The organism is Oceanospirillum sediminis, assembly GCF_014164585.1.
GTDB classification, from domain to species: Bacteria; Pseudomonadota; Gammaproteobacteria; order Pseudomonadales; family Halomonadaceae; genus Oceanospirillum; species Oceanospirillum sediminis.
Window position 1 is genome coordinate 1 of sequence record NZ_JACJFM010000004.1, and the last position, 21,570, is coordinate 21,570.

A 21,570-nucleotide genomic window follows, 5' to 3' on the forward strand; every position below is an offset into this window, starting at 1 on the left:
TTCTGCGGTATATGGTTTTGGCGAATGATATTTTCGCAGTTTCTACTCATGTGACTAGCCTCTTTTCTTCCTGAAACTGTCCGAACTATTGGTATAGAGAAGTTTAACTTTAATCAGTTCACTACACTGCTGGCTCTGGAGATGCTTTACAGCACAGGCATCCGAGTAGGAGAACTGACCAGCATCACCCTGAACGATCTGGACCTTTACAAAGGACAGATCCGTATCAAAGGCAAAGGACACAGAGAACGTAAAGTGTTTATCCCTGATCAGGAGCTAATGCGCCTGATCGACACCTACATGAAAGTGCGTAACCGACTTTTCCCTACAGATGTTAATACACTGCTCCTGAATAGCCGAGGCAAAGCAGCATCAACGCAATTCATACGCAAACTGCTACGAGAACTGAGCCATAAATGTGGGCTGGAAGAGCATGCAACGCCTCATATGTGCCGACACTCCACAGCCACTGAACTACTGAATGCCGGTGTAGATATTCGCTTTGTGCAAAAGCTTATGGGACATCAGAGCATCACTACAACACAGCGCTACACGCACGTTAGCGACGAAGAACTGAGGAATCAAATCACAGCAGCAGCTTTAAGAGGAGGACTAAAAATGGATAACTAATAATTATGATTGAATCTAATGTGTCCAAAGAATTCCTTGATGAATTGATTTTAGAATGTCGAAATATAGCACACCAAGTCGAATTAATATTTATTACTAATTTGATTGATGGGGATATCCAAGAGTATACTGAGAATGGATTATCAATGACATCGCAGTACTATAAAGAATCTGATGTGTCTTTTGTGTTGCAAACTTTTGAGAAACTTGGCTTTTCAGTCCGACCTTTCTATAACGAAATTGATTTTATTAAATGGGCATCAAACGAATCAAATATAAAATCATCTAATCGTTGGCAGATGGTAATAACAACAGCAGAAGGTGGGGAAGGCGAAGGTCGTAGAGCTCTCATTCCATCATTTTGTAACCTGATTGGCCTTCCGTGCTGGAATTCACCAGCTCATGGTTGTAGTGTAGCCAGACACAAGTTTCATGCAAATAAAATTTTATCATCTTGTGGCATTAAGGTTCCAGAAACATGGTATTTCTTATATGAACGCTTAGAATGGATGCATAACTCATCACCTGATATTGGAACAAAAGTAATAATAAAACCTGCATGGGAGGGGACTTCAAAAGGGATTGATGAAGAAAGTATTATAGTTGTAGATGATGACTTTTCAAATGTGGTTTCTATAAGAGCACATCGCTTTGGGCAATCCTGTGTTGTACAGGAATTCAAAACGGGATATGAAGTTGGAGTGCCAATCATAGCCCCACTTTCTCCAAAGGCAGTTGGTCTTATAGGGTTTGCAGATGGAGATAAACTACGCTATGGCCAGCGAGCTCGGACATTTGTAGATGAAAATATAAAAAAAACAGCTCAGACTTTTTTATTTGATGAACTTCCTAGCTTACAAGCAAAACGAGCATTAACTTCTGCTGAAAGAGCATTTGATGTACTTTCCATGAAAGGATTAGGAAGAATTGATATGCGGATAGATGAAGATGGAGAAGCATGGATATTTGATACCAATGAATCTCCTCCACTTTTACCGAGAAGTTCTTTTGTACAGCTCTTTGAGAAAATTGGTTATGATTTTAAGGATGTTATTTCCATAATGATAGCAGCCAATATTACCAGATATAACCAGATGAAAATCTGACTAAGAATCACTCCAAAACTGAAGTTCTGAAAATAGAACCCCTCTACCGAAATGGGGCCAGCTAGGCCCTGTCCCGCTGGGATCTTTATTTATAAAATATGTGTCGAAATCTTGTAAGGCTAGAGTTTTTTTATCTTTAATTAGCTCACCGAAAAACAATGTTCGCTTCAACAAAGCAGGCTTAGAAGGCCAATCAATTTCATTTAACATGCGTTCAATATCTTTTTGCTGTTTATTACAAAGCTCCCAGTCTTCGTTCAAATAAGATATTACCTGTTTACGGCAAATAAGATGAAATGTTATATATTGCTCTGAGATATTTCTATTTGAAAAATATATTTCAAGACTTGATATCTCACTACAAGCGCCTTCAATGTTATTTGCTAAGATCATCATTCCTATTAAATTCAGATTATGATGAAAATTATCTGATAGAGCCTCATTGTGAGCTACGACTAGTGTTTGCTGTTCGACACTTTTTTCAGGAGAGTCTAATTTTTCACGACAACGGGCAAGATTTAAATTATTTAAGGCTACATCTAACCTAGGAAATACAAAAAAATCATATAATGAGACTAAGCCAATAGCTTCATCTAAAGTTATACATGCATCGCGCCATAATCCCAGTTGAATTTCAACTCCAGATTTGTTAACAAGAGTTCTATAGTACTCTAATGGATACTCAGGAAGTTCATTAACTTTTTTAGGTTTAAAAAAAGATACTGCTTGTTTTAAGTGAGTATATGCAACGAATGGATCATGAATTGAGTTAGACTTTCTAAGTACAATATAGTATTTTAATCTGGCATCTGAATCAATTGCAATTCTGCCTCTTAAAAAACTCATCAAGCTTATTGAATTTAAGCGAGCTTTTTCAATAGCTCCAGACAAGACTAGAGCTTGCTGGTGTAAAAGTCGAAAGCGAGTTGATATTTCAACAAATTCACTCATCTCTTCAAGTTCTAAATACTTTTCTAGTTCTAATGCAACTGCCTCAACTTCTTCACAGCGACCACTTTCAACCCGGCATAAAGATCTGGTATAGACCATTTCCAATGCTAAGCTTTTTTCCTCTGGTTCAGGAGTAGTTTTAAGTATTTCTCTTGCTTCATCATAATCTCCTTTGCCGAACAGCTCATATGATTTACCAATTTTTTCACATACTGAAAACATATCAAAGTCATATAGTAGCCTTTTATAGTCTGGAGTCATATGATCTTCTGGGTATTCAAGGCTACGTTTTAGCTTTAAGTAATATAAGGCTATAGCTTCAGCTGATTCGCGTCGATTACCAGCAGCTAAAAAAAGATCAGCTTGACGATTATAATCTGCAGGTCTTAAAGCTCTTAGACACTGTGCTAGTTTTAAGGACAAATCTCTGACCTCAAAATCAGTTAACTCTTTACGAACGAACTCAACAATTACGGGATGAGAAAATGATACTTTCTCACCATCAATATCTATCAAGCCAGTATCTTTTGCTTTTGCAAAACTCTCTGCAATATTGCTATTATCATTTTTTTTTGATATTAGACATGCTGCCTCTGATTTGTCGAAACACATACCTATTAGAGCAGCACTTTTAAGTGTTGCGAGAACTATTTCAATGTTCTCATCCCTGTGTTTAAATCGCTCTGTAAGTAGCGTTCTAAGAAGTCCTAATCGGACTATTTCTTTTGAAAAAAATTCAGCATCAGCTCCATCAGAAATAGCTCCTGCTATTAGCTTTGCAAGTTTTAGATTTCCAGAAGAAATAGAGTAAAGATCTTGCAGAATACAAGGAGGAATATAGGAATTTACACCAAAGCTCTTCAGTGCAGTAGAGAACTGTTCTTTTGAGCATTTATATGTTTCAATTATGTCAGGTTTTTTGCTTATTACCCACTGAGTAAAAGCCTTACTTGTTTTATCACTTTGAGCGGGATCTATAGTCCTAATGATTATAAATTTTATGTTAGAAGGAAAGGTGTCATTATCTGACACTTTAATATTCTCGATTTTTTTCAACAATTGGAAGGACGCATTATCCCACCAATGAATATTATCAGCAACAAAAACAACTGGATTGTTTCCTGATACACGCCTTAACTTATTGATCCACTTTATTTCTTCATCAGTAAAATCATCAATATTTTTATTGTTAAAAGTTAAGGTAGCAGAAACAGCCCAGTCAAAAACTCTGGCGCCAAGGGTACCAAGGCCACTAATATAGCTACTTGCATCTGCAACTATTTTAGCCCCATCAAAAGCTAAATTTTCAATCCTTTTTTTCTTCTCGTAAGCCTTTCAAAAGGTGCATATGATTCAGATATGCGTACTAAATCACCAACAGCAAAAACTGGCGAAGACTCAAAAAGATCTTGTGAAATAGCTTCTGCCAGCCATGTTTTCCCCGACCCAGAAGGACCTTGTATAACTATACATCTCTTGTTTTCTGTAATTAGTGATTTTTTTATTTTAGATATTGCAACATCTTGAGCCAATGCCTTATGAAGAAATAATCTATCAGTCATAATTATTAGTTATCCTTACTTTTATACGACTTAATGAAAAAACTTATTGCAAGCTCGCAAAGCCCTATCCAACAACAACCAAAACAGTTGAAGCACACGGCTCAGCTTTACCTCGATATTTCTTCAAAATCTCATCAGAAACATGCATAAAGCATCACCGATGCCTAAATTTACATAAGATCATATGGTGAAACAATACAATAACAGTCGCTAAATTAGAGCTTCTTCCAGCTAAATACCTGAGTTTCAAAGTTAAGGTTCTTAGTTGATAAGACCTTCAAAAGATTCCCTGACAATATATGTCGCAATTTCTTTTAATGACTAAAATTCATTATCAGTCACGTTCTCTTAACGGAAGCAAGCCAGACCATCATCAGTAGCCAATCAATAAGCATAGGCAACCAGCAACTTCGATATAAATTTGACAAAACCGCCTGACTATCAGATTCTTACCGCACTAGAAAACATACGCGGTATTCCGCATCCGTTAGCCTTGCGGTTTTTTTGTGCCTGAAATTCGGGTACAACGTGCTCGTGCGCCATTTTTATGGCCGGGTTGAGAGGCGTTAATAAAACACCCGTAAGGGGAATAGGCCCGGAGCGTCGTATGTTGCTCTAGTTGAGACCCGGCTTGCCAGCTACTAACTGGTTTGCTTGAAACTAAAAAACATACGAGGTCACAGCTATGACCAATCAAATCTCTACCGTGGACTTCCACGGCCAACCAATTTCAGTTATCCCCCATAACAATCAACTCTACGTTGCTATCAAGCCTATCTGCGAAAACATGGGGATTCAGTGGCACGCTCAGCGCAAGCGTATACAGCGAGATGAAGTGCTGAGTTCAGTTGAGTCCATAATGGACTCAACTGCAGCGGACGGGAAAAATTATAAATATACATGCCTGCCGTTAGAATTTATCAACGGTTGGCTCTTCGGGGTTGATACTAATCGGGTCAAACCAGAAATCAGAGAGAACATTCTCCAGTACAAACGGGAATGCTTCAAAGTCCTCTCCGACTACTGGCAAAAAGGCTTCTCTGTTAATCCCCGTTCCCCAATCTCTCCCGATTCATTCCAACAGTTATCCTGCCTGATCGAAGGCAAAGTTAAATCCCTGCCAGATAAATCCCGTCGTTCAGCTATAGCCCGGATCTGGCGTCAGTTGCATCGTGCGTTTGATGTAAAGTCTGGCCACGACCTGACAGAGGATCAGCTTCCGGAAGCCAGAAACTTTATCGCGGCTTATGCGGTTAAGGGTGAGTGGTTACCCAGGCAGGAGTCGTTATTACCGGATAGCTGTAGCTCGATTAGTCTGCCCCGGCATAAAGGCTGGCATGAGTATCGGGCCGATGAGTTGTGCGGGCCAGACACCTATCTGACCGCTACCAGTCATTTAATCCGGACGTTGTTACAGGCTAAGAAGTCACAGGAGCCGTTGCAGGTGAAGGAGATCAGCGCTGTGGTTGAGGAGGTGAAGGCTATGCGGCATTTGCTGGAGTTGTCACAACGGCCACCGAAGTCGCTGTCGAAGGTGCCGCGCTCTTATCTTCAGGGTTAAGGTTGTAGAAGAGTCTCTGTAAGAAGCCATTCTGCCCCACTGCATTATCCTCTGGCTGATTCTGAAGCCAGAGGATACGGTTTTATAATTCAGCGATATGTTCCAGGGTTTCTGGATGGCGCTGTACCAGCTTGAGCAGGGTAATCGCTTGTCCATTAGGCACGCTTCGACCTTGCTCCCAATTCTCCAGAGTGCGGGATGAAGTGTGCAGTAATCGGGCAAAAACTCCCTGCGACATATTGAAGCTTTCACGGATACCAACGATCTCTTCCGGAGAGATATTCAGCTCGTTAATATCATCAACCTGATGAGTCTTCAGGGTCATTTTGCCTTCTGAATGGGCTTTGGCTTCAACCAGTGCTGAGCTGAGTTCTGCAAACAGGTCACGCTTGCTCATTGCGCCATGCCTCCATAAACAGTTTCAGTTGCTTTCTTTGATCTGTGGTCAGGTCAGACATTTCGTTTTTGCTATAAATCGTCAGCAGATAAAAACGGTGGTACTCATCCAGAAAATAATAGATGACACAAGAACCACCACGCTTTCCCTTACCCTTGCCTGATACTCTGATCTTCCGCAAGCCACCTGTCCCCTGGATTACATCGCCCTTTTTCGGGTTCTGCATCAGCTCCGCCTGGAATACACGATACTCCTGATCGGTCAGGTGTTCTTCCCGGTATCTCTCAAACAGAGAGGATTCCACAAATAGGCTTTTATACTCAAAGCATACGCATAATGCGTACAGGCACAATTTTAGCCGATAATTTCTATTTAATTCTAATGCTGGTACAGAAGTAGAAATCACAGGAGCTGTTGCAGGTGAAAGAGATCGGCGCTGTGGTTGAGGAAGTGAAGGCCATGCGGCATTTGCTGGAGTTGTCACAGCGGCCACCTGAGTTGCTGTCGAAGGTGCCGCGCTCTTATCTTCAGGGTTAAGGTTACTGGTTGAAGGATGCAAGGGGTGGTTATGACGACCACCCCTTGGGGTTAAAAATCTGAGAAGCCTGATTCACGCTTTATTACGCTTAGTAGTGATAACGGCAGGAAATGATCGTGATATGGTGGTCATCTACGGCGTACACAAGACGATTCGATTCATCGATACGTCTGGACCAGAAACCGGACAGGTTTTCTTTTAATGCTTCAGGTTTACCAATGCCCTCAAAAGGCGAACGTTTAGTATCTACAATGAGTTTGTTAATACGCTTAAGCGTTTTCTTATCCTGACTTTGCCAGTACAAATAATCGCCCCAGGCAGCATCTGTCCAGGCCAGCATCCTACTCATCAATAAGATCCCGCTCCGTGACTTTACCCGCCTTATACTGCTCTATCGACTGGTTCAAGTGGGCGGCATTAGCCGGGGATTTCAGCAGGTGAACGGTTTCCATCAGGCTGTTGTAGTAGTCCATTGACATAACCACAGCATCCTCAGCATCTCTTCGGGTAATCACTGTACAGTCCGCATCGTTAACAACACCATCCAGTACAGATTTAAGACCGTTACGGGCCTCAGTAAAAGAAACAATACGCATAGCAGACCTCTGTCAGACATGTACAGCTTATTGAACAAGTCTAACCCAGTGTTCAGATATGTACAATATCAAGTACAGAGTAAAACCAGATTAAAAGTACTGTAGGCGTTATGGTGTTTCATATAAGTCACAGCGACCATCTAAGTCGCTGTCGAAGGTACGGTTATGACAACCGCACCTTAAAGCTTATGAGACTATACATTACTTCTGATTAGCCTGAACAAACAGATCCATCAGATTACTGATATAAGCCTCAAATACAGGAGGATTACCGTTGTCGATACAAATGGCTTTCAGGTCATCAGGGCTAACCGGCCGAAGCAAGGAAATAACCGTATCGTACTGACGGCGAACAGAAGTCCGGCGCTTTACCTTGTTCAAGATTTTTCCTTCTGTACTCCACCAAATCCGGTTGTAATCCCCCAGATCCGACAACTCTTCTGTCAGCCCAGCAAAGTTTCCGTCGTTTTTCACCAGATGCAGTACCTTCTGGTATTGGGCTTGTGCAATCTCTTCTGATATTTTCTTATCCTGCCAACTGGCCAGGTTGATTGCCAGACAAGGCCCGTCATTGCTGAAGCATAACCAGGCGGTCAGATAGAAGTGCGGGTATTGGCTATCCGGCAGTTTAATTCTGATCCACTGACTATTACGTCGACAGCTGATTCCTTTTTGCGAAAGAGTCTGGATTACTCGTTGTCCGAGCAAGTCAGATTCGTGATAAGTATCAAGCAGCTCCACATCATCAGGATGACTGATCATTTCATCAACCAGTTCACTCCATACCTCGAGTGAATCATCACACTCACTGATTTGTGGGTTCCACATATCCCATAGCAACGTCTCCATACCATTCCAGACAAAATCACTCTCAACCTCTGGATTAAGAATGTCCAGATATTGCTCCAGATACAGACGAGTAGCCTGCATATCCCGTCGTCGGGCCTCGTCCAGTGTATTTTCTATGGCTGTAATCAGAGTGTTCTTGTTCAGGTACTCGAAAGCACCTTCTCTGTCTTTGCTATGAACCTTATCCCCTAATTCCAGAATAAAAAAATGAACGTCAGAATATTTCCCTGGATACTTGCTTCTGACGAAGGATTGGTAAGCCTCCAGGTCATTCTGAACCACACCATTATGTTTATACTCAAAAACTAAAGCCCTTCGGCGATTGCCTGTTCTAAGCTCTAATGCATGATCGATTCGTAGCTTTCTGGAGCCTTTGACCTGTATTTCGCTATACTTATGCTCCCCCTCAATAGGACAGATTTTAAAATCATCGCCATTAATAATGTCAGTAATTGCCGTATCATCCAGTCCTATATCATCTGCGATACATTCCAGCCAATAGCGGGCAAACACCAGGGCCAGATGCACATTTCTCTCCGGGTCCAATAAAAAGTCCAGAAATGCCCCGTGGCGGATTTCATGGTTTTCCAGTTTCAGAATACGGAAAATATTGGTCTCTTGCTCCGGTAGGGGATTTTCCGTTTTTCTTCTCTGTTGCAATACTTCGTTAATGGCTTCTAAAGACTCAGCCATTTGATCTTTTAGTTTTTTGGTTAATTTGGCCATGATACATCCTTGGCTCAGGAGTTAGTTTTATCTGATATTCAAGATAAATACGCTTATGTTTGCGAGTTTACACCGGCTGGAAAACGGTGCTTATACTGTTTGCAATACGGCATGTGCCCGCCAGCCGAAAACCCAGTGTCTCAGCATCTTGCTGATGGATAGGTTCTCTGACCAGCTGATGTAATAGCAAAGGATTACGTACGCATACCCAGGCATCTGATGTAGCACGAATTTGCTTCAGAACACTGGCTTTGTCTTCCACCATCGCAGCCACTGTAACCAGATCAAACTCACTATAGTCTGCCTGATTACCCTCAGCCTGAATAACAGGCAGATCACCTTGTTTCATTTTATTCAGTACCTGCCTGACCAGAGACACTACCTCATCATCGCGATCAATACAGGTAACAGGTGCTCCAGAATAAATAGTAAAATGAATCTGAGACTGGGGTAATGCTCCACCGCCAATCATCGCCAGCTTTTTATCACGCTGACTGAAATCAAAACCCAACCTCTCCCAATGCTCTACCTGAGATTTAAGTAAGACGGGCAGGTGCTTATCAAACCAGGTATCCTGAAACAGGTCATCTATACGACCCTCCAGATAATCTTCAGCGACTTTCTTCTCTGATCTCAGATGCAATTCCCCATGTAAACGCGTCAGGTCCTTACGAAAAGTGATCTGCTCTGCGATAGACTGAACATCAGCCTCTGTCATCGGAGTGGAAAGCAATTCAACGAATTCGTCATAAATTTTTTTAACTGCAGGTGTTTGTATCACGGGGTTTTGCAGGGTACAGAGGTGGTCGTAAAACAAGTACAAGCTTTCTACTATCTGATCCATCGTCTAAATCCACTGTTTTTATAAGGTTTAAAGATGGTATCAACAGGCAAGTTGCGACGGTATAAGGGAAAACCCTGGCTGTTAGCTTTCGGTTATTTTATTCGATGCAACTGGCAGCCAGTGGATTAAAGCGATGCTCTATGAAATCAGGACTCTTTTGTCTGATTACAAAGGTATGTCCATCATAGACATACCTTCATACCCGTTTCAGCGGCATTGGCCAGAGTTGCAAAACGACATCCAGAGAAGAATTCAGAGGCATGGTTATGACAACCACACCTGATAAGCAATAAAGAAAAGCACATCTACGAACTGCGATTGTCAGCTGCTTTCGATGGTATATCCATCATAAACATACCCTGACTCTCACCTCACCCATTCCCCCATTTTAAAAAGGAAGGAAGGCATAGGGGTTCTGGTGTCTGCAAAAACTTCGCGACTCTACGCGCCCGCATAAATGAAAGTGCCAGAAAGGACCCGCAAGAATTATGATGAGATACGATTAAGTCTTCAGATACAAAAACAGCCCTGGCATATAAGCCAGAGCTGCTATTGAAATAAGACAGAGGATCTGAACGTATTACAAAGACCAGTTTGAAATCGGTCCCCAGTAGTTCCACTCTCCACCATCAATCAGATACCAAAGATCACCATCCCACTCCAGAACAAATGACGTTCTACCTGTACTCATAGTGTATGAACGATAGTAGTATTCCCCATCAGTGGCACTCCCATAACGAGTGGATGAAGGGAAGTAATAGCTGTAGTTGTTTTCAATATCATTGAATACACGGTCAGCATAGCTGGCGGTGCTGCCATTACCTGAAGATGCTTTCTGCTTGTACCTGCTAAACCGATAAACCAGTTTTTTGCTATCTGAATCGTCGTTATAGAAAGCCAGCGCATAATTACCTGCAGACAGGTTAAGCACCATTGCACCTGGCTGACTGCCATTTACAGAGCCAGAGGAATAATCGGTATAATAGTTAAACCGGCCTCTGGCCTTGAAGCTGGCTATATCACTGGCAGGGATCACATAGCTCTTAAGCCCTGTACTCAGACCATCAACCTGATAAACATAGCCATCTGTGACGGTGAAAGGCTGTACCAGCCACCCATTTCCGTTCACACTGGTAACTTCTTTGATGTCTGTAGAAACGTACTCATAGCCGTCAATCTTCGCCTCAGAATAATCCAGCTCATACGAAATTACATTATCGCCATTGACGGTATTTCTGATCGCAACAGCATACTTACCGGGTGATAGCGTTACACTGGTGATACCATACTTGTTGTTAAAGCCAGCGTAGTAATTGACACTGGAACCCTGTATGAAGCGGCTCAGATCTGACTTATCGATAATGATTGCCTGGGCCTGATAATCCGAGGCAAATATAAACTCAAAGCTGCTGGTCGATCCTATCGTAAACTCTCGATAGAGATATGCCCCTTTGCCACTCAGCTTTTTCATCTGAGTAGAAATAAACATAGTATCGCCTGTGCTCGCAGCACGGGATTGTAAGCTTAGAAAGGCAAAAAGCAATACTAAAGTATATATCAGTACACTTTTACTACGAATTAGCATCATGCTCATTATTATCCTGTGCGGTATTTTATTTAAGGTAAGAAGGGATCTTGAATGGCAGCATAGTACGAAATAATAAAAAACAATAAAAATAAGCTAAATTCAAGATGTCATCATTTAAATACAAAAAACCTCATAAATACTTTTAATCAGAGCATTGCCCAGCTAAAAAGCCAGTCCAAGCATGAGAGCAGCCCGGCTGGTTCAATGGAGGTCGTTCAATATTCAAACAATATTATTAACATAGACCAGTCTGACTGAAGTGCCAGTCATTCCGATCTGTTTTTCTCATCTCTCTGTCTGACTCTGTTATCCATCTCTGTTCAGGAGCTACTACTACAACCCCCCTTACGCGTCGTATAAATAGAAAATGTTCGCGGTCTGATGCCCCGTATAAAAATAAAGTGCTGGAAAGGACCCGCGCTTTTCCCGGGAGGATGCTCGGTACCGCCCAGCGATCCGGAACAGTCTGTCATCAGTGGTCAGGCAGTCTCTGATCTGCAGAGTATTATTATAACCCCCTCCAACATTTGCCCATCTCCACACAACCTGCGGTTCAGCCACCCGTACACCAGACAGATCAGGAAGGACCCGCCATCGAACCGACAAATCAGCAATTCATCTGATCCATTCAGCCATACCTGTTACCACTACACTCCCCCCAGCCAGAGCCATAAAGACAAACGACCTGCGGTCTGATGCCCCGAAGGTCAGAAACACAATCACTTTGCTGATCCGGTGTAGTCATTCCCCCAATCACCTACACCGTAAGGCTTGCCGGATCGCTCCCTGATCCGGGGCTGATCCTGTCGTTACTTCATCCGTTCCCGCAGTTGCTCTGGTGTGCTGATCATAAACAGCAGCTCATGGTGTGCCTGATACAGACGGCTGTAGTAGTGCCGTTTGGAGCAACCACATTTTGACATCTTCTCTGGTGCATCCAGATGATCATCCAGGTATTTCGTCTCGACTACCATGCGTAGTTCAATGGGCAGTTTAGTTACAGCCCGATCCATATCGAACACTTCATCTGGCATACTGTTGGCCGAAGGATTGGTCGAGCGGATATATTGCCCGCCGCCGTCCATAATGGCTCCGAGCATTGAGCTGCCGCTGGCTTCACCCTCGCCACGGTCTTCGTTCATCAGTCGCCATCTGGCCCAGATCTGCAGACGCGCATCTATGGCCGGAATCGCTTTCAGTTTCTTCGGACCGGTCTTGCCCGGACCAGTCCTGCTCTGAGAGGTTTGAGCGCCTGAAGCACTGGCTGCTGATGAGCGGGCCTTAGCCTGAGTGTTTCGTCTGGCCTTTGCTCGCGGTTTAGCTGAGGGCTTAGCTGACGGTTTAGCAGCAGCCTGCCCGGTGTTCGTGTGTCGTGATCCTTCTGTCGTATCCATCGCATCATGCCCCGCGATCGGCAGATGACAGGCCGTTTGCCCCTGGCCTGTTGTCTGCGTCTTCTCCGTATCAATCCTGTGAGGTATTCCCATGTCGCATTCCCAGTTGTGATTTCAGTTGATCCAGATAGCTCTGTGCCGTTCGTTTCTCATGTTCTGTGCGTACAGAGCGTCCGTTCTGGTGCTGTTCCAGTGCTTTCTCTCTGGGCTGTGGGATGGTGAGCCTTGCCCCGGACATCACCTGCCTGCACAGCTGCAGATAGTGTTTATCAAATCGGTTCCGAACCCCGCTCAGTCCGCATTGCAGGTCATGCCAGCCCGTGGCCTTGCCTGCCAGGTACACTGCCGGATGACTCCAGTTTGCGATCACCTCCGGATGGTTCGGGTTATGAGCCTTACAGCAGACTTCCCGGTAGGCGTCTTCCGAATCTGGCAGTCCGAACTCTTCCGGTGTTGGCAGACAACAGCGGACAAACTCCGTCATCGAGGGCGCTTTGTCGTACTCTGCAAAGCAACGGTTTACCCCGATCTCCAGCCGTTCGTCTGAACACCTCGCCAGTGCATTGCCCCATTCCGCCTTACCGGCCCGCATCAGTTCGGCAGAACCGAAACGGCTACTCCAGATGTGGCCGTAGTTCACCTGCATCCGGATAAACAACTGATCGATACGATCCGGAGGTTTCGCCTCCTGCTCTGGCCCAGCGTCCAGCACCTCTGGCTGTGGTGGCTCAGGATCAGGGATTGGTGACTCTGTCTGAGCCTGACCAACATCCGCCTGATCAGCATCTGATGCCGGATGCCCTGCCGAGGGTTCTGGCCCGTACATCGCGTACACATCTGCCGGAACAGTCTCAGTGCTGGCCTGATGACTCTCAGCCCCAGGAGACTGGCCAGAGATTCGGGTTGCTCCAGATGTCACCGGACTCACTGACGCTGTCTGCATGTTCTGATTCGGCAGCGCTCTGTCGGTCGTATTCCCAGCCGGACTCACTGACGCTGCTGGCCGGGCTTGTGGTGATGCCTCCTGAGTGTTCGGCTCCTGCACCCCTGGAAACCTCGCCTGCAACAACCGGCTGACCGATGCCGTGTCCCGCATCCTGTCGCCCTGTGGTCTCGTGGCCTGCTGCTGATTGAACTGCTGCCGTTGCTGGCTGGACGGTTCCTGTGCCTGCCCCTGAACACTGGCCTGATCTATCGTCTGCCCGTTGAGCGGTTGGCAGGTCATCTGTCCGGTACTCCGTCTGTCGGCTGGCCTTTGACTGGAAATAATCGAAGGCCCCGGCACAGCTGGCGGCCAGACGTTCGGCGGCATTTTTCGGTTTACTGCGTCCGCAGACGCCGGAGGTTGGTTTGGCATAACGTGACTCCCTGTTGATCGATGGCCCCGCTGACCGTGACAGATCGCCCGGTTCGGCAAACAGCTCTGGCCGGTTGCGCTGATTCCACATCAGCTGATCCACCAGCTTCAGCTCCCACTTGTGCTGGCTCATGGACAGGCCCTCGCTGGCCCGGTAGGTACGGAACTCCCGCAGCAGATCCTGATACAGCGCCGGGGACAGATGCTTCAGCGACACACCGCGCATACGGCACAGGGCTTTCAGACGCTGGGTATCCGGTTCCCAGCCCTCCTGCATGGGAAACGGGCCAGACTTGTGCCCTGGGTTTGCTGATGAACTCTGTCCTGTGGGGTGATCTCTGCCTGTGGCTGGAATGGCCCCTGATGATTCGGGGTGCTCTGCTGGCTCTGATGATTCTGCTGACCATGATCATGAGGAATATTCTGATCGCTCTGATCGTCAATCGGATGCTCATTAGCCTGACGATCACTCGACTGTCCCGGATTCGAACCAGACCACGCCTGCTGACCGCTCTGAATCGAACCACCCTGAATAACCTCTTCTGACGGCTGAGTGCTGTATGCGGCTGCCGGTGTTAAAACAGCCTCGTGATAATCGTGAGCCTCATAGCCGACCGCTGGCACAGCAGCAGCAGTAATCTGTGACGTATTCTCTGTAGTAATCTCTGTATATAGATCGCAGGATTCTGCACTCTTAATGTCAGGATTCTGCGCTTTGATTGCAGAATCCTGCATTGTTAACGCAGAAACCTGATCTCTAACGCCAGAGTCCTGCAAACTGCTGTTATTAAAGGCATTTTCCTGACTGGCGGTGAACGGGCCGGTATTCAGGTGCTGATCCCATGAATTTAAGAATGCAGCATTCTGCATACTGTTGATTTCACTGGCTTTTTTCGATGAGTCATTGTGTGGATAATTCAGACAATATGCTCCGTTCGCTAATACTGCAGAATCCTGCATACTGCTGTTTTTAAACGGATTTTTAGCCTCATAATCTGAGAGTGCAGAATCCTGCAAACTGGCGGAATACAAAGGGATTTCTGCCCGTGCCTGAACACCCTTAGCCAGAACAGACTGGCCCTGCACCGGTTGATTACCCTCTGTCTGAAGATGGCCTGCCTGAACCTGACCAGATGGATCTCCCGCACTGGCCGCGCCCTTCGATCCGTTCCCCTCACCAGAAGACGAACCACCCGAGCAGGACTTTGTCAGCAGACTGATCAGCTCAAACAGCCGCTTAATATTCAGCCGGTAGAACAGACGGCCCGGACGGCCCCGGCGCTTCTCCTCCAGCAGACCGGCCTTTTTAAGATCACGCCGGGCGCGGATCTGCTCTGAACGGGACAGCCGGGTTTCCTCCTGCCACTGCTTACCGGTTTTATAGAACCATCCGGCACGTTCTGACGGGATACGCTGGCCCGTAGACCAGTAATAGGCCTGACTTAAAAATACCGCTCCCACGGTAGACCCCGCCACATCCCGGAACACCGGATGATAGGCAATAGTGCGGGATAACAAGCTGGCAATCAGTTCCGAATTCATACTCCAAACCCTCCTTTCGGGCACACAACAACTCCCCTGCAGCCCGAATGGCACAGTGAAAGAACAAGACAACGCTGGTCAGAAAACATCAGCCCCCGTTACGGGCCACGGCACATCGGCATCACGACACCTCCTTAAAAACAGACACAAAACCCCCACCGGCCGGTTCTGCTATGCTGAACAACAGCCGACAACCCCGGCCCGGACGATCAGCACCGGCGTAACACCCGCGCAGAACAGGCGCAGGCCAGAATCGACCCGCACAGCCCATCGCCACACCAGACCACCTTTTGCAGGACAAACCTCACCCGCCAGGCTGGTTTTACGCATCAGCACAGCTCACCCGAACCACCCACAAAGGCAGCACAGGGGACAGACAATGACCGGCAGATACCGGCCTTATTGATTGGATTACGTCATCACAGCCTCCTTATTCCGCAAGACTCACTGCACAGGATTTATTTCACGGGACTCACTGCCCAGGGCTATAACCACAGAGCGATTGCCAGAGCACCGGCATACAAGCCAGGCACAGGTCGCAGCACCGACCACGGACAGATGCTGCTAACACCGATCACAAGCCGCAGCACCGATCACTCACCGGGATCACCAGCCCACCAGACACACGCACCCTGTAAACACCTTGTACAAACACGCTTTACCAATGCGCCCTACAAACAAAAAAAGCCCGATAGCCCGCACAGGCGTTAACCGCTACCGGCTAACGCTTCTGCCGCCATCAGGCTGAGATAAACACCGCAGACACCCTCGCAGACATCAGAACCGGCTGGACACCACCGGCTGAGTACAGCGCTCCAGATCCTGCAGGGCCAGACGCAACAGCATTAACCGCTGATACGTGGGCGTCTGCATCATTGCCTGGCCCTGCTCCGACAGATGGCAGTACACCGCCGTATTACCCCCATAAGGATTGCCCGCACGCATACAGCGCAGCGCCTCCTCTAAAGCGGTAATGGCGACGGTGATTTTCTGGTTGACGACATCCCCGGTGCGGGACTCAAACGTGGATTGCGACTCCGGCACAATGGGCGCAAACAGCTGATCCGCCTGCGCCTGTAACTCGGGAGAGGGTTTAAGATCATCACCGCGCCCGGGGCGAGGCTCAGGTATAAAACGAGGTATAAAACGAGACATAAAAGACTCCTGTCAGTCCATAAAACGCTCAGACAGACGACGCAACACCGTCAGCTGTCGCTGAGCTTCCATCACGGTCGCATTGATACGCCGTGCCTCCTGCCGGTCCACCCGACCATCCTCTAACGCGGTAATCAGCTCCTGAATGGACTGATTCGACGCATCCAGCACACTGGCCCCCTGACTGAGCACATCCAGATCACCCGGCGCGTCTTTCACCTCCTCCAGCCAGTGCCACACGGCATCCATCTCAAAACACAGGGCATTAAGAATGCGGTTGTCGCGGGTAATACGCCCAATCAGCACCGCCTCATCTGCCGTCAGCTTATGGGACTCCACATTGGCATTGAGCTTATTGGCCAGCGTACCAGGATTGATACCGGCCTGAGACGCCACCGCCGCCACCTTACCGGGATACGCATACACCGCGTGATAACAGGCCTGCGACAGCGACAACGTACCGCCGTCGTGTTCTCTGGGTTTGGCTCCCATGTGTGATTTACTCCTTTAAAAACATGTGATTGGCAGAGAGGTCAGCGGATACTGGAGAGATGTTCGCTTTCAAAAATGTCCGGACGCATTTCAGCAGCCAGCACCTGATGCTTTGTCAGGCGTTCAACCGCTTTAACCCGCTTAGCCGGTACACGCTTCCACTGGCTGATTGCCTGCGGACTGATTTTTAAAGCGCGGGCCAGGTTGGAACGGCCTACAATTTGAATAGCTTTTTGCATCGCTTGCTCGGGTTTCATGTCATGATCTCCTTACTGGAATAACAGTAGAGTAATTTTTACTTACCTTCCCCGTCAAGCCATACGTTACATATTCTTTCGATGACAATAGAAAGCATTGCTTTCAAAATATCCTCAAAGTAAGCAACGAAGAATTGGTTATGCTTGGCGAACGATTAAAGAAGTTCCGCAAAGATGCCGGAATGACTCAGCAACAGGTTGCTGATTTAATGGGTGTTTCCAGACCGGCTGTCGGTCAGTGGGAGTCGGGACAAACCTCCCCCTCTCTGGAAATGCTCAGCACACTGGCAGCAAGGTACGGAGTCAGTCGGGGCGTATTACTGGGTGATGAGCCTGAAAACAGCTCAGAGAGTAATATTGCACCTGCTCCGAAAATGGCCGGGATGGCCCCCTTAATATCATGGGTACAGGCAGGGATGTGGTCAGAAAGTTTTGTAGAAATTAACGAAGATACCGAGTTTTACCCGCGCCCCGCCGGGGCCAGTGCCAATACCTTTGTACTCCGGGTCGTGGGAGAGTCCATGATTGATGAGTACAAACCGGGCACACTGATTTTTGTTGATCCGGAACGCGCAGCAAAAAGCGGTGATGATGTGATTGCCTCTCTGATCGACAGCGGTGAAGCCACCTTCAAACGCTATATTGAAGAACCCGGAACAGGCAAATTCCTGAAAGCCCTGAACTCAGCCTGGGCAGAACCTTACCTCCAGATCAATGGAAGCTGCAGAATTCTCGGTGTTATTGTGGCCGATATGCGTATCCGTCTCTGATTCAGTCCCTTCCATTCCCGCAGCTGCCTGAAACACATTACTTTTCAGGCAGCTATCTATCCCCTCATACGTCTTATTCTGTCTCCCAGACCTGACAATCCACACCAGAAAGAAAGCAAGGCTTACAATTAATTGAAATATATTCTTTCTTTTTGCTTGACGAACAAAGATAGATTTACTTACATTACACCCCAGAGAGATCGAATACGATCATCTCAAGGAGCCGGACAAGGCTCCCGGGGCCTCAGACTTTGAGGGGCCATGTTGCATCAGGAATGAGTGCAGCAACGCTCTTTAACAATGCAGATTTCAGATGTGAAGAACCCCGCCTGGAATGGGCTAGGCGGGGTTATATAAGAATGCATATATCTATGGGGCTGATATTCTTTCTGAAAAAGTGCTATAGATTCCTTTATTTGAAATAGAAGTAGCTTGAACCAAAGAACGAAAGGTTGATACCACTTCTTTCACCGTCGTATTGTTTTTCAAACCGCCAGAAAGAGCCTTATTCAACTGAGTACAAAATGGGATTGTAACATCTACGATAGGCTCCCAATATGCTTCCGCCTGCGAAGGTGAAACTAATCCCCCAAAAGATATACGATATAAGTTAGGGATTTTTCTTTCTAATATTATTTCTAAACAGCTAACAATTGCAGATGATAATAAAAATATTGCTCCACGCTGTCTGAAATACTTTAGAAACTCTTCCTCATGGCTTTGCAGTGAACCCTTTCTCGATTTATCCATTAATGATTTCTTTCGACTTTCAACAGCCCTGATAAGAGAATAAGCGCATACTATATGAGCAGCTTTTGTATTTTCATTAAAGTATTTAGAGTATAGACGGTCGCTTACCCATATTGCTGTTTTCTGATTATATGCAACTATAGGATCTTGATGAAAACAGGCAAGTGCTTGACCAACTGTATAAGATGGCAAAAGGTTTGGCCTTCTTCGAATAGCATCTCCTGCCCCTCCACGTCGTCCACCTTCATACTCAGCATTTGGTATATGAGAGAACTCAGTTTTAAGCCTTTTTTGAAACCTGTCAGTGCTACGAAAGTCAGATGCTTCAACTTTATTTTGACTATTGTTATATTGTATTATCTTATGAATCAACTCCTGATCTACATCTTGAGTGGAGACAAATCGTGCTTGTACTTTTGCTGTTGGACTTGGTAGTTTATTAAGAGACCCAATAGCTCCTGTGGTTTGAGCACCATTTACAATAGAAAATCCTTTAAATGAAATGATATTTTCATCATTAACAGAAAAATTATGAGTCAGAATTGTCAGTCCATTATTAAAAACCCAAAAATCATCAGGATCAGAATCAATTGTACGCCTTATTCCATTGTTTATATTAGAATCAGTTGATCTTGATCCTAAATAATCCCTTATATTTGCAGAAAAAATCTTTGTCTTGTGATTTTTATATTGTCTATATAGGAACTGGGCTGATATAGCAGTAGAGTATGCATTCCAGTTTGGTCCACTAATTGAATATCCTCCATCAGTTTTTACTTCTAGCTCCTCATTGACAAGAATTGGTGATAAAGACTCTTCATACCATGTGTCTAAAGTTTCATCTCCGACTTCTACATAATGTATATTTACCTTTGCAGATGAAAACTGTCTCTTTATTGCCGTATCAGCTGTTGACTGAACTGTGACAAGCTCTGACGTTACATTCTCTGATTGAGGTAAGTTATGAACATACCATATGTAAATTGTTTTTACCGCTCCTTCTCTAACTGCATCTCTAATTTCTACAGCAGCTGATTTAATTCGATCAGGAACCTCTTTAATATCCCTTTGTAAGAGCCAGCCAATACCAGTGTTTAAATCACTTGCTTTATTGGATGGTGCTGATTGCTTATCCTTTGAGGAGTAGTAACATTGTGCTATTACTGCATACTCCTCTTCATGGTTAATATAAACCATGTCAAGTTTTTTATCGTCATTGCCATCAGTTATAGCTTCACCTGCTATTGTCTCTAGATCATCCACACCAAAGCGAAGGGCTAAAGCAAATAGAGCTAAGCCATTATCACCATACTCTTTTAAATCTTCTCTAGATGCATAAGCATCTTTCCAATTACTCATAAATCACCAGTTTTGAAAACAATAATTTACATACAAAGAAACAAACTAATTTACATGTATAAAATCAAGAGGTGTACTAGGTTGAAGGGAGATAATAATTACAGCTCCTTCTAAAAAAATTACAATTAAAGGAACCATATAAATATATAGATATTTCAATAGACACCAAAGTCTAATTACAAATCTAACCCCTCCTGTAACTTCGAAGTACTGTGGCATATTCAATCTAGCAAGTTCATAATCTAACAATGTATGATCTTCAATGTCAGAATCTATACTATAATACCTATCTCTAAAATCATGATAGTCAAAAGCATTTAAATTTTTACATTGACCTAATTCATACTCCAGTTCTCTCGCTAGAAACTTAATCTTATCTCCACATGCATTTATATTAGATGATCTAACATCATATTTAGACTTTGATATTACAACAGAGTAAACAAGAACAGAAACAGCTAAAAAAATTTGAAACGCATCCAGCAATAAGTCATTAATAGAGAACCTTACACCAGCCAGTTTCAAAAGCGGCATCAATATCAACCCCAAAGATAGTACTGTTGCAGTGACAAAAGAAAATGAAGACTGATGCTTTAATCTAATACTGGCATTGTATCTACATTTTGCAGCAACATGTAACGACTTCAAGAATTTAAAAGCAGGCTCTTCCCTCTCTCTTATTTCCTTGTTTTCCCCAATTATTTTTTTTGCTGAACCGTAAAAAAAAGCCCACATATTAAAAACACCAGTAAATTAAGCCGAGAAAATATAGGACAGGTACTTTTATCAAGGTATTAGGATTAGCCAAGCTTTTACCTCCCAAAACTCGATTTTCAATATATAAAGATGACTTAGCAACCTATAATTTAGCTAGCCAACCCTCACAATGACATATTAATTAAGTCAGGATTTAGAGTTATCGAGGGGTACAAGGAAAAATAAGACGCTAAATGTCGGGATAATAAACTTTTGTCAGATTTCAGTTTTGAAGATGGTCAGTGTAATGAGGGGCATAAACGCCGGTAAGCTTCGGGATTTGGGGCTGGTACTCCCCGATCTGGCTCTACAACTTGCCAATGTACCTGAGATTACACGGTTGACGGTCATTTTTACAATTAAAATTCAGTATCTGGCTAATGTATATAC

At 45.0% G+C, this 21,570-nt stretch carries 23 protein-coding genes; 4 read left to right on the top strand and 19 right to left on the bottom strand.

Translation table 11 applies throughout. The features are described 5' to 3' along the window. The first annotated feature begins 126 nt into the window (after positions 1–126). Together H4O21_RS04065 and H4O21_RS04070 are read left to right on the top strand one after the other, a co-directional pair. A complete protein-coding gene (locus H4O21_RS04065; RefSeq protein WP_255487143.1) occupies positions 127–630 on the top strand; it encodes a tyrosine-type recombinase/integrase in 504 nt (167 codons plus the stop codon). A 5-nt stretch (positions 631–635) separates the two neighbouring features. Next, the gene (locus H4O21_RS04070) at positions 636–1,736 is read left to right on the top strand and encodes a D-alanine--D-alanine ligase family protein (protein WP_182807578.1); all 1,101 of its coding nucleotides are present in this window, start codon (positions 636–638) and stop codon (positions 1,734–1,736) included. Here H4O21_RS04070 and H4O21_RS04075 read toward each other — a convergent pair whose 3' ends face one another. Together H4O21_RS04075 and H4O21_RS04080 are read right to left on the bottom strand one after the other, a co-directional pair. Then, positions 1,737–3,719 carry a hypothetical protein gene (locus H4O21_RS04075; protein ID WP_182807579.1) on the bottom strand — a complete coding sequence of 661 codons (1,983 nt, stop codon included), beginning with the start codon at positions 3,717–3,719 and terminating at the stop codon, positions 1,737–1,739. A gap of 266 nt (positions 3,720–3,985) precedes the next feature. Then, positions 3,986–4,249, bottom strand: a complete 264-nt coding sequence (locus H4O21_RS04080; protein WP_182807580.1) for an ATP-binding protein — start codon at positions 4,247–4,249, stop codon at positions 3,986–3,988. A gap of 685 nt (positions 4,250–4,934) precedes the next feature. On the opposite strand from H4O21_RS04080, the gene H4O21_RS04085 reads away from it, so the two are divergent. After that, entirely contained in the window at positions 4,935–5,810 is an 876-nt protein-coding gene (locus tag H4O21_RS04085) for a phage antirepressor N-terminal domain-containing protein (protein ID WP_182807581.1), read from the top strand. An 82-nt stretch (positions 5,811–5,892) separates the two neighbouring features. Here the strand turns inward: H4O21_RS04085 and H4O21_RS04090 are convergent, their stop codons facing one another. From H4O21_RS04090 to H4O21_RS04160, 15 genes are all read right to left on the bottom strand, one after another. Next, the gene (locus tag H4O21_RS04090) at positions 5,893–6,207 is read right to left on the bottom strand and encodes a helix-turn-helix domain-containing protein (RefSeq protein ID WP_182807582.1); all 315 of its coding nucleotides are present in this window, start codon (positions 6,205–6,207) and stop codon (positions 5,893–5,895) included. Further along, on the bottom strand, positions 6,194–6,511 hold the full coding sequence (locus tag H4O21_RS04095) for a type II toxin-antitoxin system RelE/ParE family toxin (RefSeq protein WP_368737515.1): 318 nt from the start codon (positions 6,509–6,511) through the stop codon (positions 6,194–6,196). The genes H4O21_RS04090 and H4O21_RS04095 overlap by 14 nt, the downstream gene beginning before the upstream one ends. 322 nt (positions 6,512–6,833) lie before the next feature. After that, the gene (locus H4O21_RS04100; protein WP_368737516.1) at positions 6,834–7,097 is read right to left on the bottom strand and encodes a Txe/YoeB family addiction module toxin; all 264 of its coding nucleotides are present in this window, start codon (positions 7,095–7,097) and stop codon (positions 6,834–6,836) included. Then, positions 7,087–7,341, bottom strand: a complete 255-nt coding sequence (locus H4O21_RS04105; RefSeq protein ID WP_182807584.1) for a type II toxin-antitoxin system Phd/YefM family antitoxin — start codon at positions 7,339–7,341, stop codon at positions 7,087–7,089. The genes H4O21_RS04100 and H4O21_RS04105 overlap by 11 nt, the downstream gene beginning before the upstream one ends. Positions 7,342–7,542: 201 nt before the next feature. Continuing rightward, positions 7,543–8,916, bottom strand: coding sequence for a PD-(D/E)XK nuclease family protein (locus H4O21_RS04110; protein WP_182807585.1), 1,374 nt, complete (start codon positions 8,914–8,916; stop codon positions 7,543–7,545). A gap of 67 nt (positions 8,917–8,983) precedes the next feature. Further along, positions 8,984–9,760, bottom strand: a complete 777-nt coding sequence (locus H4O21_RS04115; protein WP_182807586.1) for a nicotianamine synthase family protein — start codon at positions 9,758–9,760, stop codon at positions 8,984–8,986. A 580-nt stretch (positions 9,761–10,340) separates the two neighbouring features. Further along, entirely contained in the window at positions 10,341–11,249 is a 909-nt protein-coding gene (locus H4O21_RS04120; RefSeq protein ID WP_182807587.1) for a hypothetical protein, read from the bottom strand. Between the two features lie 908 nt (positions 11,250–12,157). Then, a complete protein-coding gene (locus H4O21_RS04125) occupies positions 12,158–12,835 on the bottom strand; it encodes a hypothetical protein (protein WP_182807588.1) in 678 nt (225 codons plus the stop codon). Next, positions 12,813–13,685 carry a replication protein P gene (locus tag H4O21_RS04130; RefSeq protein ID WP_182807589.1) on the bottom strand — a complete coding sequence of 291 codons (873 nt, stop codon included), beginning with the start codon at positions 13,683–13,685 and terminating at the stop codon, positions 12,813–12,815. Before H4O21_RS04130 ends, H4O21_RS04125 begins: the two co-directional genes overlap by 23 nt. After that, complete coding sequence (locus H4O21_RS04135) at positions 13,615–14,376, bottom strand: DnaT-like ssDNA-binding domain-containing protein (RefSeq protein WP_182807590.1); 762 nt, start codon at positions 14,374–14,376, stop codon at positions 13,615–13,617. The genes H4O21_RS04130 and H4O21_RS04135 overlap by 71 nt, the downstream gene beginning before the upstream one ends. Next, positions 14,340–15,641: a helix-turn-helix domain-containing protein gene (locus H4O21_RS04140; RefSeq protein ID WP_182807591.1), complete on the bottom strand. Its 1,302-nt coding sequence runs from the start codon at positions 15,639–15,641 to the stop codon at positions 14,340–14,342. The genes H4O21_RS04135 and H4O21_RS04140 overlap by 37 nt, the downstream gene beginning before the upstream one ends. A gap of 171 nt (positions 15,642–15,812) precedes the next feature. Beyond that, on the bottom strand, positions 15,813–15,971 hold the full coding sequence (locus H4O21_RS04145; protein ID WP_182807592.1) for a hypothetical protein: 159 nt from the start codon (positions 15,969–15,971) through the stop codon (positions 15,813–15,815). Between the two features lie 447 nt (positions 15,972–16,418). Beyond that, positions 16,419–16,796 (bottom strand): hypothetical protein, encoded by a 378-nt coding sequence (locus tag H4O21_RS04150; RefSeq protein ID WP_182807593.1) that lies wholly within the window; start codon positions 16,794–16,796, stop codon positions 16,419–16,421. A 12-nt stretch (positions 16,797–16,808) separates the two neighbouring features. Further along, positions 16,809–17,288 carry a phage regulatory CII family protein gene (locus H4O21_RS04155; RefSeq protein WP_182807594.1) on the bottom strand — a complete coding sequence of 160 codons (480 nt, stop codon included), beginning with the start codon at positions 17,286–17,288 and terminating at the stop codon, positions 16,809–16,811. A 41-nt stretch (positions 17,289–17,329) separates the two neighbouring features. Then, on the bottom strand, positions 17,330–17,545 hold the full coding sequence (locus H4O21_RS04160) for a transcriptional regulator (RefSeq protein ID WP_182807595.1): 216 nt from the start codon (positions 17,543–17,545) through the stop codon (positions 17,330–17,332). 140 nt (positions 17,546–17,685) lie between these two features. On the opposite strand from H4O21_RS04160, the gene H4O21_RS04165 reads away from it, so the two are divergent. Beyond that, positions 17,686–18,315, top strand: coding sequence for a LexA family protein (locus tag H4O21_RS04165; protein ID WP_182807596.1), 630 nt, complete (start codon positions 17,686–17,688; stop codon positions 18,313–18,315). Positions 18,316–18,684: 369 nt separating this feature from the next. Here the strand turns inward: H4O21_RS04165 and H4O21_RS04170 are convergent, their stop codons facing one another. After that, positions 18,685–20,424: an AIPR family protein gene (locus H4O21_RS04170; RefSeq protein ID WP_182807597.1), complete on the bottom strand. Its 1,740-nt coding sequence runs from the start codon at positions 20,422–20,424 to the stop codon at positions 18,685–18,687. A gap of 45 nt (positions 20,425–20,469) precedes the next feature. Then, positions 20,470–21,159, bottom strand: a complete 690-nt coding sequence (locus H4O21_RS04175) for an SLATT domain-containing protein (protein ID WP_182807598.1) — start codon at positions 21,157–21,159, stop codon at positions 20,470–20,472. Positions 21,160–21,570 lie beyond the last annotated feature (411 nt).